The following is a 13,740-nucleotide window of genomic DNA, read 5'->3' on the forward strand; positions in this document are numbered from 1 at the left end:
TACTTCCCCGTGACCCGATTCGGCGCGAAAGGCGACGGGGTCACCGACTGCACCATCGCGTTCGCGCGGGCGGTGCGTGCCTGCGCGCACGCGGGTGGCGGGCACGTCGTCGTGCCGGCGGGCCGGTACCTGACCGGGCCGATCCACCTGCGCGGCAACGTCGACCTGCACGTCACCGCCGACGCGACGATCGCCTTCAGCCAGGACCCGGACCACTACCTGCCCGCGGTGTTCACCCGGTGGGAGGGCACCGAGCTGTACAACTACTCGCCGCTGATCTACGCGTTCGAGCAGCACGACATCGCGGTCACCGGCACCGGGACGCTCGACGGGCAGGCCGACAACGCGCACTGGTGGCCGTGGAAGGGAAACCCCGACTACGGCTGGCAACCCGGCGACCCGCACCAGGCCGACGCCCGCGCGCGGCTGTTCGCCATGGCCGAGCAGGGGGTGCCGGTGGCGCAGCGGGTCTTCGGTGCCGGCGACTACCTGCGGCCGAGCTTCGTGCAGCCGTACCGGTGCCGGAACGTGCTCGTCGAGGGCGTCACGATCGTCAACTCCCCGATGTGGGAGGTCCACCCGGTGCTCTCCCGCAACGTGCTGGTGCGGGACGTGACCGTGGCGACGCACGGCCCGAACAACGACGGCTGCAACCCCGAGTCGAGCAAGGACGTCGTGATCCGCGGCTGCACCTTCGACACCGGTGACGACTGCATCGCGGTCAAGTCCGGCCGCAACGCCGACGGCAGGCGCGTGAACGTGCCCAGCGAACGGATCCTGGTGGAGGACTGCGACTTCGCGGCCGGGCACGGCGGAGTGACGGTGGGCAGCGAGATGTCCGGCGGCGTGCGGGACGTGTACGCGCGCGACCTGCGGCTGAGCAGCCCCGACCTGGACACGGCGCTGCGCTTCAAGACGAACTCGGTCCGCGGCGGCTTCATCCACGACGTGCACGCGCGCGACATCACCGTCGGCACCGTCGCACAGGCCGTGATCACCATCGACTTCTACTACGAGGAGGGCCCCGGCCACGGCTTCAACCCGGACGTCACGGGCATCACCGCGGAGAACCTCACGGTCGCCGAGGCCGGTCGCGCACTCAACCTGCGCGGCTACCCGGACAACCCGGTCGGGGCCATCCATCTGACGAATGTCGACTTCTTGCGCACCGCGCAGCCGTCGATCGTGGAGAACGTGTCCGGGCTCGAGCTGACCGACGTGTACGAGAACGGCGCACCGATGGAGATCTAGCTGCTCGGAAGGTGTTGTCCTTGCCGGACGGGCCTCCTCGCCGGAGGGGCAGATCTCCGGAATGGCTCCTGGGTTGGCAACGGGGTTGGTTTGGCATGGGTCGGTCTGGGCTCGCGCCCCCTCCCACGCACGCGCCTTTCACGCCGTTCGCGCCTTTGCGGGTGTGGTGGCTGAGTCGATCGTGCCGGTGTGGGCTGTACGTGCGAGCATCGACGGGTGAGATTCAACGAGGGTGCGGACCTCGACACGTCGCAGGTCACCGATCAGCGGGGCATGGGCGGGCGCATCGCCGTGGGTGGTGGTGGGCTCGGCATTCTGGGGCTCGTCATCTACTTCGTGATCTCGCAGCTCGGCGGTGGGGGTGGTGCGGCGCTGCCGTCCGGGTTCGGGGACATCGGGCAGAACGAGCAGGTCGGGTCGTCGTCGCTCGCCGAGCGGTGTCAGACCGGGGCGGACGCGAACCGGGAGGCGGACTGCCGCGCGGTCGCGTTCATCAACTCCATCCAGAGCTACTGGACCGGCACCCTCGACGGCTACCAGCCCGCCGAGACCAACTTCTTCTCCGGCGGTGTGCAGACCGGGTGCGGGAACGCGTCCTCGGCGGTCGGGCCGTTCTACTGTCCCGCCGACAACGAGGTGTACATCGACCTCGGGTTCTTCCAGGAGCTGACCGACCGGTTCGGCGCGCAGGGCGGGCCGTTCGTCGAGGGGTACGTGCTGGCCCACGAGTACGGCCACCACGTGCAGAACCTCCTCGGCACCTCCAAGAACGTCGGCTCGGACACCGGGCCCACCTCGGGGTCGGTGCGTCTCGAGCTGCAGGCCGACTGCTACGCGGGCGCGTGGGCCAACCACGCCACCACCGCCCCGGACGCGGACGGCGAACCGCTGATCACCGAGGTCACGCAGGACGACATCGCCGCCGCGCTGGATGCCGCTTCCCGCATCGGGGACGACTACATCCAGAAGGAGCTGGGTGGCGGCAAGGTCGACACGACCCAGTTCAGCCACGGTTCCTCGGCGCAGCGCCAGAAGTGGTACACGATCGGCTACGACAGCGGTGACCCGAACCGCTGCGACACGTTCGCCACCGACGACCTCGGGTGATGCCCTGACGGACGTCGCACGTCTCGGAGGGTGCTGCACGGCATTAGCCCGTCCGGACGTTGCCTCCTTGTGACCGGCTGGTTACAGTTGTGCCTACCCGGGTTATGAAACGTTTAAATCCCCTGCTCGTCGGTTCGCTCGGTGGGAGCCCTGCCATGCCCCGGAACAGCCGTCGCTCGATCGTCGCCGTCCTCGTCTCGACACTCGTCCTCGCCGTCGTCGGTGTGCCGCCCTCGGCCACCGCCGCGCCACCCGATCTCGCCGGGGCGCACTGGATCTGGTTCCCGGAAGGGGATCCACGCGTCTCCGCGCCCGAGGGCCACCGCTACTTCCACACCACGTTCACCGTCGCGCCAGGTGCGGTCAGCGACGCCACCTTCGTCGTCACCGGCGACGACACCGTCGACGTGTGGCTCAACGGCACACCGCTCGCCGGTTCCCCGCGCCGGGACCACTCGTGGCGCCAGTCGATCGCGGTCGACCTGCGGCCCGCGCTCGTCGCGGGCACGAACACGATCGCGGTCGCCGCGCGCAACACCTCCGCCTCCCCCGCCGGGGTGATCGGCCGCGGCCGGATCGCGACCGCGGGCGGGGTGACCGACCTCGTCACCGGCACCGCCTGGAAGGTGAGCCGCACCGCGGCCACCGGCTGGGAGAAGGGTGCGGGCTCCTGGTCGGCCGCCAAGGACCTCGGCGCGTACGGGGTCCCGCCGTGGAACCGGGACGTCGTAGCGCCGGACCTGGCCGTGGCGTCGGCACTGCAGGTCGCCAGCGGCACCGTGGAGCACCAGGCGAACCCGCTGGGTGTCGACGCGGCGAAACCGCGGTTCGGCTGGCAGCTCACGGCCTCCGCCCCGCAGCAGCGGCAGGCCGGCTACCAGCTCACGGTGTCCGGCCCCCGGGGCCAGGTGTGGGACAGCGGCCGCGTCGTGTCCGGCACGCGGGCCGACGTGACCTACGGCGGACCCGCGCTCGCGCCGCTCACCCGCTACACGTGGCGGGTCCGCGTGTGGGACGGGCAGGGCCGCGCGGGCGGCTGGAGCCAGGAGTACTCGTTCGAGACCGCGCCCGGGGAGTGGACCGCGGACTTCATCGGGCAGCGGCCGGTCGCGCCTGGCCTGTCCGGCGCGAGCTGGATCTGGTACCCAGAAGGCGATCCGGTGGCCGGGGTGCCGCCGTCGACCCGCTACTTCCGGCACACGGTCCAGGTGCCGTCGGCGACCAGGGCCACGCTGGTGCTCACCGGTGACGACTCCGCGGACGTGTGGGTGAACGGCACGCAGGTCAGCACGTCGCCGCGGGTCACGGACTCGTGGAAGAACGCGGCGGTGGTCGACGTGCCGCTGTCCTCGGGCGCCAACGTGGTCGCGGTGCGCGCGGAGAACACCACCCAGTCCCCGGCGGGCGTGATCGGCGCACTGGCCGTCCCGGGTGGCCAGACGGTGGTCACGAACGGGTCGTGGAAGGCTAGCCAGACCGGGCCGTCCGGCTGGGAGCGACCGGGGTTCGACGACAGCGCGTGGCCTGCCGCGAGTGCGCTCGCCACGTACGGCAGCGGACCGTGGGGTTCGAATGTGCGGGTGGCGCAACCGGCACCGTTGCTGCGCAAGGGTTTCACCGTGGACAAGCCGGTCGCGAGCGCGCGTCTGACGACCACCGCGCTCGGCCTGCACGAGACCAGGCTCAACGGCCAACGCGTGGGCGAGGACGTACTCGCTCCCGGGTGGACGGACTACCGCAAACGCTTGCAGTACAAGGTGTTCGACGTGACCGGCGACATCAGGCAGGGCGCGAACGCGCTCGGCGCGTGGCTGGGCAACGGCTGGTACTCCGGCAGCCTCGGCATGGCCGGCAACCAGTACTACGGCACGCAGCCGTGGTATTCGGCGCAGCTCGTGCTCACCCACACCGACGGCACGACGACCGCGGTCGGGACCGACGACACGTGGAAGACGGCCGCGAGCCCGATCCGGTCCGACGACCTGTACCACGGCGAGACCTACGACGCGCGGCTCGCGGTGCCGGGATGGGACGGTCCCGGCTTCGACGACCGGACGTGGGCGGCGCCGGTCGTGCGCACCGACCCGCTGCCGAACCTGGTGTCCCAGGTGGACAACGGGGTGACCGTGCAGGAGGAGTTCCGGCCGGTCGCGATCACGCAGCCCAAGCCGGGGGTGTGGGTGTTCGACCTCGGCCAGAACTTCACCGGCTGGAACCGGCTCGCGGTGCGCGGCCCGGCGGGCACGACCGTCACCATGCGGCACGCGGAGGTGCTCAACCCCGACGGGACGATCTACACGGCGAACCTGCGGGCCGCGCAGGTCACCGACCGGTACACGCTCACCGGCACCGGCGCGGTGGAGACGTGGGAGCCGAGGTTCACCGTGCACGGCTACCGGTACGTCGAGGTCACGGGCCTCACGGAGGCACCGACCGCGGACACGGTCACCGGCCGCGCGGCGTGGGCGTCCGGTGGGCAGCCGGGCACCTTGACGACGTCGAACCCGCTCGTGAACCAGTTGCAGCACAACATCCTCTGGGGCACGCGGTCCAACATGCTGTCGATCCCGACCGACTGCCCGCAGCGCGACGAGCGGCTCGGGTGGACCGGCGACATCGCGATCTTCGCCGGCACGTCGACGTTCAACCTGGCCGCGCACAACTTCCTCGGGAAGTTCGCCGACGACCTCGTCGACGCGCAGCGCGCGGACGGCGCGTACACCGACGTGGTGCCCGCGGTGATCGACGGCGCCGGCCGCGCGGGCTGGGGTGACGCGGGGGTGGTCGTGCCGTACACGCTGTGGCAGCGGTACGGCGACACGGCCGTGATCGACGAGCACTTCGCGGCGATGGCGAAGTGGGTCGACTACCTGCGGGCCACGTCCGGCGCGGACCTGATCCGGAACCAGTGGACGTACGGGGACTGGCTCAACGTCAACGACAACACCGCGCAGGACGTGCTGTCGACGGCGTTCTTCTCGTGGTCGGCACGGCTGGTGTCGCGCATGGCGGCGGCGACCGGGCGCACCGCCGAGGCCGCGTCGTACGGTCGCCTCGCCGACGACGTCGCGGCCGCGTTCACCAACCGGTTCGTCGCCGCGGACGGCACGGTCGGGTCGAACACGCAGACCGGTTACGTGCTGGCGCTGGCGTTCGAGCTGCTGCCGCCGTCGCTGCGCCAGCCGGCGGCGGACAAGCTGGCGGCGAAGGTCGCCGCGACCGGCGGCCACCTGTCGGTCGGCTTCCTCGGGGTGGAGAACCTGCTGCCGGTGCTGGCCGACCACGGGCACGCCGACACGGCGTACGAGATCCTGCTGCAGCCGGACTTCCCCGGCTGGGGCTACATGCAGGGCCGCGGCGCCACGACGATCTGGGAGCGGTGGGACGGCATCCGGCCGGACGGTTCGTTCAACGATCCGGGCATGAACTCGTTCAACCACTACGGCCTCGGCTCGGTCGGCGACTTCCTGTACCGGCAGGTCGGCGGCCTCGCCCCGGCGAGCCCCGGCTACGAGTCGCTGCTGATCGCCCCACGGCCGGGCGGCGGTCTGACGTCGGCGAGCGCCGCGTACGAGACCCCGCACGGTGTGGCGAAGAGCGACTGGTCGCGCTCGGGCGACCGGTTCACGCTGCGGGTCACGGTCCCGACGGGCACGTCGGCGACGGTACGGGTACCGGGCACGGTGACGTCGTACCCACCGGAGGCAGTGCCCACAGAGGACGGTTTCCACGTCCCGGCGGGGAGCTACACGTTCACGGCCACCATGTGAGCGACCACGTCAGCGGAACAGCCTGGCCGGGACCGCGTCCGCGAGGGCGCGGTACCCGGTCGGGTTGAGGTGGAGGTGGTCGCCGGTGTCGTAGGCCGGGAGGAGCCGGCGCGGGGTGGCCGGGTCGCGCACGGCCCTGTCGAAGTCGATGACGGCGTCGAAGACGCGGCTGGTGCGGATCCAGTGGTTCACCTTCTGCCGCGCGGCTTCGCGCAGGCCCGCCGGGTCGTCGTAGGAGGTGTTGCCGCCGATCGGGGTCACCGTCGCGCCGAAGACCTCGATGCCCTGCGCGTGGGCGCGGACCACGATCTGTTCGAACGCCGCGATCAGGTCGGCCGCGACCTGTTGCTGCGCCTCGGGAGTGGCGGGCGCGGTGCCGATGTCGTTGACGCCCTCGAAGACGATCAACCACTCGACGCCGCTCTGCGCGAGCACGTCCCGGTCGAGGCGGGCGAGTGCGTTGGGACCCAGCCCGTCGTTGAGCACGCGGTTGCCGCCCGCCGCCTGGTTGTGCACGGGCAGGTGCCGGACCCGGTCGGCGAACTGGTCGGGCCAGCGGTCGTTGCCGTTGGTGGTGGAGCCGCGGCCGTCGGTCAGCGAGTCGCCGAGCATGACCACGCCCTCGGTGCCGCGCGCGGCGAGCACCTCGACGCCGGACAGGAAGTACCAGTGGTCCGTCGGGGTCGCGCCCGGCAGGTCGGCGTCGCCGACGTGGTTACCCGCCACCAGGTGCGAGGTGGTCCGGGAGCCCGGGTGCGACGTGATGTCGTTCGACGCCTGACCGCTCTGGAGGTACACGGTGACGGTCAGGTTCGTCCGCGGCGCCACGGGGAACGCGAGCGGATCGGACACCACCTGCGCCCCGACGGGGATCGTGGTCGCGACGCGCCCGTTGAACGTGACTGGCCGCGCCGACCCCGGCTCGATGGCCGCCACCCCGGCACGGCCACCGGCGGGTACCGCCACCGACGCGGCGGTGATCGGCAGCGCGGTGCCGCCGAACGCGTTGGAGAACCGCAGGCGCAGGTGCGGCCCGCCGACCGTCACACGCACGGTCTGGCGCAGCGTCGTGTCCGCCATGACGAGCCCGTCCTGCGTGAACGGTGGCGGCGGCATGTTCCCCGGCTCGGTGAGCTGCGGCATCGACGTCCAGGTATTGACCCAGTTCCCCGCCGCGACCGGTGATCCGGCGGCCGGTGACGCCCCGATCCCTGCCGCCCCGATCCCTTGTGCCGCACCGAGAAGCGCGGCCACCAGCACGCCGACGAGGCCGACGACAACGCGCCCGCGCATACGCCCTCCCGAATTCCGAAATTATCGGAAATGCACCGCTTACGCGAAGACGATATTCGCTCCGCAAGCTCCGCTCAGAACGTTAGGGCAAACTACAATTTCGGGTCAACAAAAAGAATTCTGGAAGTTTCGACATTCCTCAGACCGCCGACGACCGGCGCACGGCGGCGTCGATCAGGTCGTGGGCGTCCTGTTCGCTGAAGATGCCGGGCAGCGTCAGCCGCTCGACGATGAGCCAGTTGAGCGCGAGGTACAGGAGCACCACCGAGGTCGAGTCGCCGGGCAGGCCCGACGCGGCGTGGTGGCCGATGTTGGCGTCGATGTCCTCGCGGATGCGCTTGGTCAGCACCTCGCGCAACTCCGGCCGCCGGGTGGACGCTCCCCACCCACGTGCGCAAGCTCGTCGGCCTCGACGGCACGCCCAACAAGGCCTTCGACACGCTGGTCATGGGCCGGCGGCAGACTCGCCGGCGCGCTGCTGGGGAGATCGACGAGATCCTCAAGAGCTACCCGGTCGTGGCGGGCGCCGGCATCCCGATGGTCGCCGACGGGTTCAGCCCCACCGGGTGCACACCGACCCAGCGGGAGACCTTCGACAACGGCGCGCAGGTCACGTGGCTCACGCGGTCCTAGCTCACGATGGCACGGCGCCGAGTCGCAACCGCCGGTGCGCGGCCATGCGGACCGGTGAGTTGACCGCGCCGTAGCCCGCGTAGCCGCCGATCCGCTGAACGATCTCGAAGAACACGCGGCCGCCGAGGATGTGCGTGTAGAAGTGCAGGTACTCGCCGTCGTCGTCGCGGTCGTACAGGATCGAGGAGGCACGCAGGTCGTCGAGGCGGGGCGGGGCGAGGCGGGCGTCGAGGTCGTCGTAGTAGTTGTCGCCGATCTCGAGGAGTTTCGCGCCCGCCGCCCGCATCGCGTCCGCCGCGGCCAGCGCGTCCGGGGTGGTGAACGCGATGTGCTGCGGGTCGGGCACCGCGGGTGCCCAGTCGCCGCGACGCAGCATCGCGACGTTGTGCGCCACGCGGACCCGGCCCCCCGCGTCGATCGCGGAACGGCTGCGGACCAGGCCGAACGGCGCCGCGAACTCCGCCTCCGGTTCCGGGCGCAGTCCCAGCACCGCGCGGTAGAACAGCGCCGTCTGGTCCACGTCGTCGAAGGGCGCGGACAGCGACACGTGGTCGATGCCGGTCAGCAGCCCGTCCTCGACGACCGGGGGGAGGCCGGCTTCGAACGCGAGCGCGGTGCCGTCCGGCGCGGCCACCGCGCCACCCGGGAGCGGTCGCGCCAGCAGGCTTTCCGCGCGGCGCCGGGAGTCGTCGGGGGACGTGCTCACGACACCGACCGTCGCGATGCGGGTGTCGTCACCGGCGCGCAACCGCAGTGCCGCGCCGCCCTGGCGCCACACGTCGTCGCCGGTGCGGCGGAAACCCAGCGCTGCCACCGTTTCCTCGGCGTCCCGGGAGACCACCTCGGCGAACGCGTACCCGTCGAGCGGTGGCGCGGCCGGCAGGTCGCCAAGGCCGACCTCCTCCCGCAGCACGAGCAGCGACCGCAGCGCGTCGACCGCGGTGCGGTTCGGGTCGGCCTGGCGGAACACGTCGTTGAAGACCTCGAGCGACAGCGGCCCCGCGTACCCGGTGCCGAGCACGAGCCGCACGAACTCCGGGAGGTCGAACGCGCCCTGCCCGGGGAACAGCCGGTGGTGGCGGCTCCACTGCAGCACGTCCATGCGCAGCCGCGGCGCGTCGGCCAGCTGCAGGAAGAACAGCTTCTCCCCCGGGATCACGCGGATGCCGGCCGGGTCGCTGCCGCGCGAGAGCACGTGGAAGCTGTCCAGGCACAGCCCGAGCGCGGGGTGGTCCGCGCGACGCACGATCCGCCACGAGTGGTCGTACGTGTTCACGAAACGGCCCCAGGCAAGAGCTTCGTACGCGATCCGGATGCCGCGCTCCGCCGCGCGGTCCGCGAGCAGGTGCAGCTGCTCGGCGGCGAGGTCGTCGTCGTCCACCGCGTCGCGGGACACCGACGAGCACACGAGCATCGTGTCCGCGCCCAGCTCGGCCATCACGTCGAACTTGTGCTCCGCGCGGCGCAGGTTGGCGGCGAGCACGTCCGGCGGCACCGCCTCGAAGTCGCGGAAGGGCTGGTACAGGTCGATCGTGAGGCCGAGGTCCGCGCACCGGTCGCGGATCCCTTTCGGTGACCACGGTGAGACGACCAGGTCGTTCTCGAAGATCTCGACCCCGTCGAAGCCCGCGGCGGCGACGGCGGCGAGCTTGTCGTCGAGCGTGCCGGACAGGCACACGGTCGCGATGCCCAGTTTCACTGGCGCACCTCCAGCGTGTCGAAGAACCGCAGCATCCGGTCGGCGTCCGGGGTGCGGCCGGTGAACAGGCGGAACGCGTCCGCGGCCTGGAAGACCGCCATCCGGCCGCCGTCGAGCACGCGGCAGCCACGCGCGCGGGCGGTCTCGACGAGCGCGGTGGTCAGCGGCCGGTAGACCACGTCGGCGACCCACAAGGATGAGGCGAGCAATTCAGCCGGCAGTGGCAGGCCGGGGTGGGCGTCCATGCCGGTCGGGGTGGCGTGAACGAGCCCGTCGGCGTGCGCGATGGCGTCCTCGATCGAGCCGCCGGTCGTGGCGCGGTCCCCCAGCCGGGCGACCAGGCTGGCGGCGCGGGCTTCGTCGCGGTCGAAGACGGTGATCCGGGAGGTGCCGAGCGCGTGCGCGCACGCCGCACCCGCACCGCCCGCGCCGAGGATGACCACGTGTCCGAGTCTCACGTCCGGCAGCCCGGAGTGCATGGCACGCGCGAAGCCGGTGGTGTCGGTGTTGTGGCCGATGGCCGTGCCATCGCGGAAGACCACGGTGTTCACGGCACCGAGCGCGGCGGCGGTGGCGTCCAGCTCGTCGAGGTGCGGGAGCACCAGCTGCTTGCACGGGTGGGTGACGTTGAGGCCGTCGTAGCCCGCGAGGCGAGCGGCGGCGAGGAGGTCGCCGACCTGCTCGGGTGGCAGACCGAGGTCATCGAGGTCGAGGCGCCGGTAGAGGTAGCGGAGCCCGAGCAGGTCGGCCTCGCGCTCGTGCAGCGCGGGGCTCAGCGAGGGACCGATGCCCGTGCCGACGAGACCGACGAGGTAGCTGTCCACGCTAATTAACGTACCAGATAGTTAGTTACGTTCGCGCTACATTGGGCAGGTGGCACAGCCCGACCGGACCCGCGACGCGGAACGCACCCGCGCGGAGATCATCCAGGTGGCGACGCGTGAGTTCGCCGACAAGGGCTACGCCGGTGCCCGGGTGGACGAGATCGCCGCGAAGATGAGCACCACCAAGCGGATGATCTACTACTACTTCGGCAACAAGGAACAGCTGTACGTCGAGGTGCTGGAGCACGCGTACGCGGGCATCCGCGCGATCGAGCAGGAACTCGACGTCGAACACCTCGACCCGGCCGACGCGATGCGCCAGCTGGCCGAACTGACCTTCGACCACCACGAGTCCCACCCCGACTTCATCCGCCTGGTGAGCATCGAGAACATCCACCGCGCCGAACACATCGGCCGGTCGACGGTGCTGTCCGGGCTGGCCAACCCGGCTCTGGACGTGCTCGCCAGGATCCTGGACCGCGGCCGGGAAGCCGGGGTCTTCCGCAGCGGCGTCGACCCGCTGGACATCCACATGGTCATCAGCGCGTTCTGCGTCTTCCGCATCGCCAACCGCCACACCTTCAAGGCGATCTTCAAGCGCGACATGCTGTCCCCCGACCACCGGGAGGACCACCGCCGCCTCCTTGGCGACCTGGTGCTGGACTACCTGACCCGCTGACCGCGCGAAGGCCACGACGCGCACCCGGAGCCGCCGGCGCGCGGCCGTCCGGCCTTGACAACACCCCGTCCTCCGCCTTATTAACTATCCAGTTCGTTCGTTCTTCGGTTCGCCGTCGTCGTCTGACTGAGGAGTACGCCGTGGCCCCCACCGTTTCCGGAAAACCTCGACAGGCCGCGGTCGCCGCGTGGGTCGGCAGTGCGCTCGAGTACTACGACTTCTTCATCTACGGCACGGCCGCCGCGCTCGTGTTCAACAAGGTCTTCTTCCCCGACTCGGATCCGGCGACCGGGACGCTCCTGGCCGTCGCCACGTTCGGGGTCGGCTACGCGGCCCGGCCGGTTGGCGCGTTCGTCCTCGGGCACGTGGGCGACAAGTTCGGGCGCAAACGGGTGCTCGTGTTCACGTTGGTCCTCATGGGGGTCGCGACCTTCCTGGTCGGGTGCCTGCCCACCTACGACCAGGTCGGCGTGCTCGCACCCGTGCTGCTCGTCGTGTTGCGGCTGCTCCAAGGGCTTTCCGCCGCGGGGGAACAGGCAGGCGCCAACTCGATGACGCTCGAACACGCGCCGTCGGACCGGCGCGCCTACTACACGAGCTTCACCCTCAGCGGCACGCAGGCCGGTCAGATCATCGCCACGGCCGCGTTCCTGCCCGTCGCCGCGTTGCCAGAGGAGGACCTGCTCGCCTGGGGGTGGCGGATTCCCTTCTTCGCCAGCGTGATCGTCGTGGTCGTCGGGTACCTGATCCGCCGCAGGCTCGACGAGACGCCGGTGTTCGAGCAGACCACCGTCGCCCGCATGCCCGTCGTCGAGTTGTTCCGGGACCACTGGCGGGACGTGCTGCGGGTCGTGTGCGCGGCCATGGTCGCGTCCGTCAGCACGATCTTCACCGTGTACGCGCTCAGTTTCGCGGTCAACACGGAAGAACTGGCGCGCACGCCGATGCTCTGGGTCGGGGTGCTCGCCAACGTGGTGGCGCTCGCCGCGCTGCCGCTGTGGGCCATCCTCGCCGACCGCGTCGGCCGCAAACCGGTGTTCATCGCGGGTTCGGCCGGCTCCGCGCTCCTGATGTTCGCCTACCTCGGCGTGATCTCGGCGGGCAACTACCCGCTGATCTTCATCACCGGGATCGTGCTCTTCGGCATCGTCTACAGCGCGGCGAACGGGATCTGGCCGTCGTTCTACGGCGAGATGTTCACCGCGCGCGTCCGCCTGTCCGGCATGGCGATCGGCACGCAGATCGGGTTCGCCATCGGGGGTTTCTCCCCCACCATCGCGGCCGCGGTCGACGGGGACGGCTCCGAGTGGGTGCCGGTCGCGGTCCTGACCGCCGTGCTGTGCCTGGTGAACATCGTCGCGGTCGCCACCGCGCGCGAGACCTACCGGGTGCCGACCGAGGAGCTGGGCGCCCGGCCGGGGGCCGCTGCGAACACCGCCACCGCGGGCCTACCGCCTAGCCAGTGCCGTCATCGCCGAGGTGGGCAGGTCGCGGAGGATCGCGGCAACGAGCACGCCCTCGTTGCGGAGGAACGTCCGCTGTGGGGCCGGTCCGGCCGCGTGGTGCACCGCGCAGACCCGCCACTCGTCGGTGAGCACCGGTGCGCCGGACGACCCCGGCAACGTCGGCGTCACGTACTGCACCACGCCCCCGCCGACGTACTCGACGACGTTGTCGCGCAGCGCGATTCGCTTGGGCCCGCCGCCGGGGTGGTGGATGACGGTGACCCGGTCGCCCGCCGCGGGTGTCTCCGCGGTGAGCGGCAGGTAGCCCCACCGGTCACCGGGCCTGCCCGTCAGCCGCACCAGCGTGTAGTCGAGGTGCTTGCTGGTGTGGAACAGCCCGCCCGGAGCGGCCGTGTGGTCGTCGTGCTGTTCCGGCCTGCCGTCCGCGTCGTGCTGGAAGTTGAAGCGGAACACCGTGGTGAGCGCGAGGTCCGCGCGGGGCAGCACGCGGTTGGTGGTGAGCAACAGATCCGGGCCGACGAGGAACCCGGTGCCGGACCACGGCACACCGCCCGCCGTCACCTCCAGGAAGGCGACGCACCGCGCGACAGCCACCGCCGTGGACAGGAACGCGATGGGGTGCACCGCGTTCGAGCGGATCACCGTCTCCGTGAGGTCGGTGGTGGTGCCGCGCCACGTGCCGACGCCGGGCGCCGCCGCCACCGGGGTCATCAGGTCGTACCCGGTCAGCAGGTCGGCGAGCACCGCCTGCCGCTCCGCGCCGACGAAACCCTTGACCAGGTTGCAGAACAGGCCCAGTGCGTGCGGGCCCGACGACGCGTGCCCGTAGCCCGCCAGGTGGTGGACGATCCGGGCGACCGCCTCCGGCGGCGGGCCGGACACGTCGATGTTGGCCGCCAGCTCGTCGAGTCCCGCGAGCACGAGCAGGTCCCGGCGCGACTCCTCGGTCGCGAGACCCGGCACGTCCGACAGCAGTCGCACGAGGCGCTGCCGGTCCTCGACGTCGACCTCGGGCATG

Annotated in this window: 9 protein-coding genes and 2 pseudogenes; 6 read left to right on the forward strand and 5 right to left on the reverse strand. The window is 71.2% G+C overall.

What is annotated here, in order from left to right; all coding sequences use genetic code 11:
- The first annotated feature begins 9 nt into the window (after positions 1-9).
- The 3 genes from FHR82_RS28780 (at position 10) to FHR82_RS28790 (ending at position 6,128) form a co-directional block, all read left to right on the forward strand.
- Positions 10-1,251, forward strand: a complete 1,242-nt coding sequence (locus FHR82_RS28780; RefSeq protein ID WP_311771322.1) for a glycoside hydrolase family 28 protein — start codon at positions 10-12, stop codon at positions 1,249-1,251.
- 216 nt (positions 1,252-1,467) lie between these two features.
- A complete protein-coding gene (gene ypfJ / locus FHR82_RS28785) occupies positions 1,468-2,358 on the forward strand; it encodes a KPN_02809 family neutral zinc metallopeptidase (RefSeq protein ID WP_184813695.1) in 891 nt (296 codons plus the stop codon).
- A gap of 155 nt (positions 2,359-2,513) precedes the next feature.
- On the forward strand, positions 2,514-6,128 hold the full coding sequence (locus FHR82_RS28790; protein WP_184813696.1) for a family 78 glycoside hydrolase catalytic domain: 3,615 nt from the start codon (positions 2,514-2,516) through the stop codon (positions 6,126-6,128).
- A 9-nt stretch (positions 6,129-6,137) separates the two neighbouring features.
- Here the strand turns inward: FHR82_RS28790 and FHR82_RS28795 are convergent, their stop codons facing one another.
- Both FHR82_RS28795 and FHR82_RS28800 read right to left on the reverse strand, forming a co-directional pair.
- A complete protein-coding gene (locus tag FHR82_RS28795; protein ID WP_184813697.1) occupies positions 6,138-7,421 on the reverse strand; it encodes an SGNH/GDSL hydrolase family protein in 1,284 nt (427 codons plus the stop codon).
- 139 nt (positions 7,422-7,560) lie between these two features.
- Positions 7,561-7,788: pseudogene (locus FHR82_RS28800) on the reverse strand (TetR/AcrR family transcriptional regulator); the annotation flags it as partial.
- A gap of 23 nt (positions 7,789-7,811) precedes the next feature.
- Here FHR82_RS28800 and FHR82_RS46550 point away from each other — a divergent pair.
- The gene (locus FHR82_RS46550) at positions 7,812-8,054 is read left to right on the forward strand and encodes a hypothetical protein (RefSeq protein ID WP_225943909.1); all 243 of its coding nucleotides are present in this window, start codon (positions 7,812-7,814) and stop codon (positions 8,052-8,054) included.
- Position 8,055: 1 nt separating this feature from the next.
- Here the strand turns inward: FHR82_RS46550 and FHR82_RS28810 are convergent, their stop codons facing one another.
- Both FHR82_RS28810 and FHR82_RS28815 read right to left on the reverse strand, forming a co-directional pair.
- Complete coding sequence (locus tag FHR82_RS28810; protein WP_184813698.1) at positions 8,056-9,753, reverse strand: sugar phosphate isomerase/epimerase and 4-hydroxyphenylpyruvate domain-containing protein; 1,698 nt, start codon at positions 9,751-9,753, stop codon at positions 8,056-8,058.
- On the reverse strand, positions 9,750-10,577 hold the full coding sequence (locus FHR82_RS28815; protein WP_184813699.1) for a shikimate dehydrogenase: 828 nt from the start codon (positions 10,575-10,577) through the stop codon (positions 9,750-9,752). Before FHR82_RS28815 ends, FHR82_RS28810 begins: the two co-directional genes overlap by 4 nt.
- A gap of 40 nt (positions 10,578-10,617) precedes the next feature.
- Here FHR82_RS28815 and FHR82_RS28820 point away from each other — a divergent pair, with 40 nt between their 5' ends.
- A complete protein-coding gene (locus tag FHR82_RS28820; RefSeq protein ID WP_184814136.1) occupies positions 10,618-11,256 on the forward strand; it encodes a TetR/AcrR family transcriptional regulator in 639 nt (212 codons plus the stop codon).
- Positions 11,257-11,396: 140 nt separating this feature from the next.
- Positions 11,397-12,692: pseudogene (locus FHR82_RS28825) on the forward strand (MFS transporter); the annotation flags it as partial.
- Between the two features lie 12 nt (positions 12,693-12,704).
- Here FHR82_RS28825 and FHR82_RS28830 read toward each other — a convergent pair.
- Positions 12,705-13,739, reverse strand: coding sequence for a trypsin-like peptidase domain-containing protein (locus tag FHR82_RS28830; protein WP_184813700.1), 1,035 nt, complete (start codon positions 13,737-13,739; stop codon positions 12,705-12,707).
- Between the last annotated feature and the right edge of the window lies 1 nt (position 13,740).

This window comes from Actinophytocola algeriensis, assembly GCF_014203735.1.
GTDB classification, from domain to species: Bacteria; Actinomycetota; Actinomycetes; order Mycobacteriales; family Pseudonocardiaceae; genus Actinophytocola; species Actinophytocola algeriensis.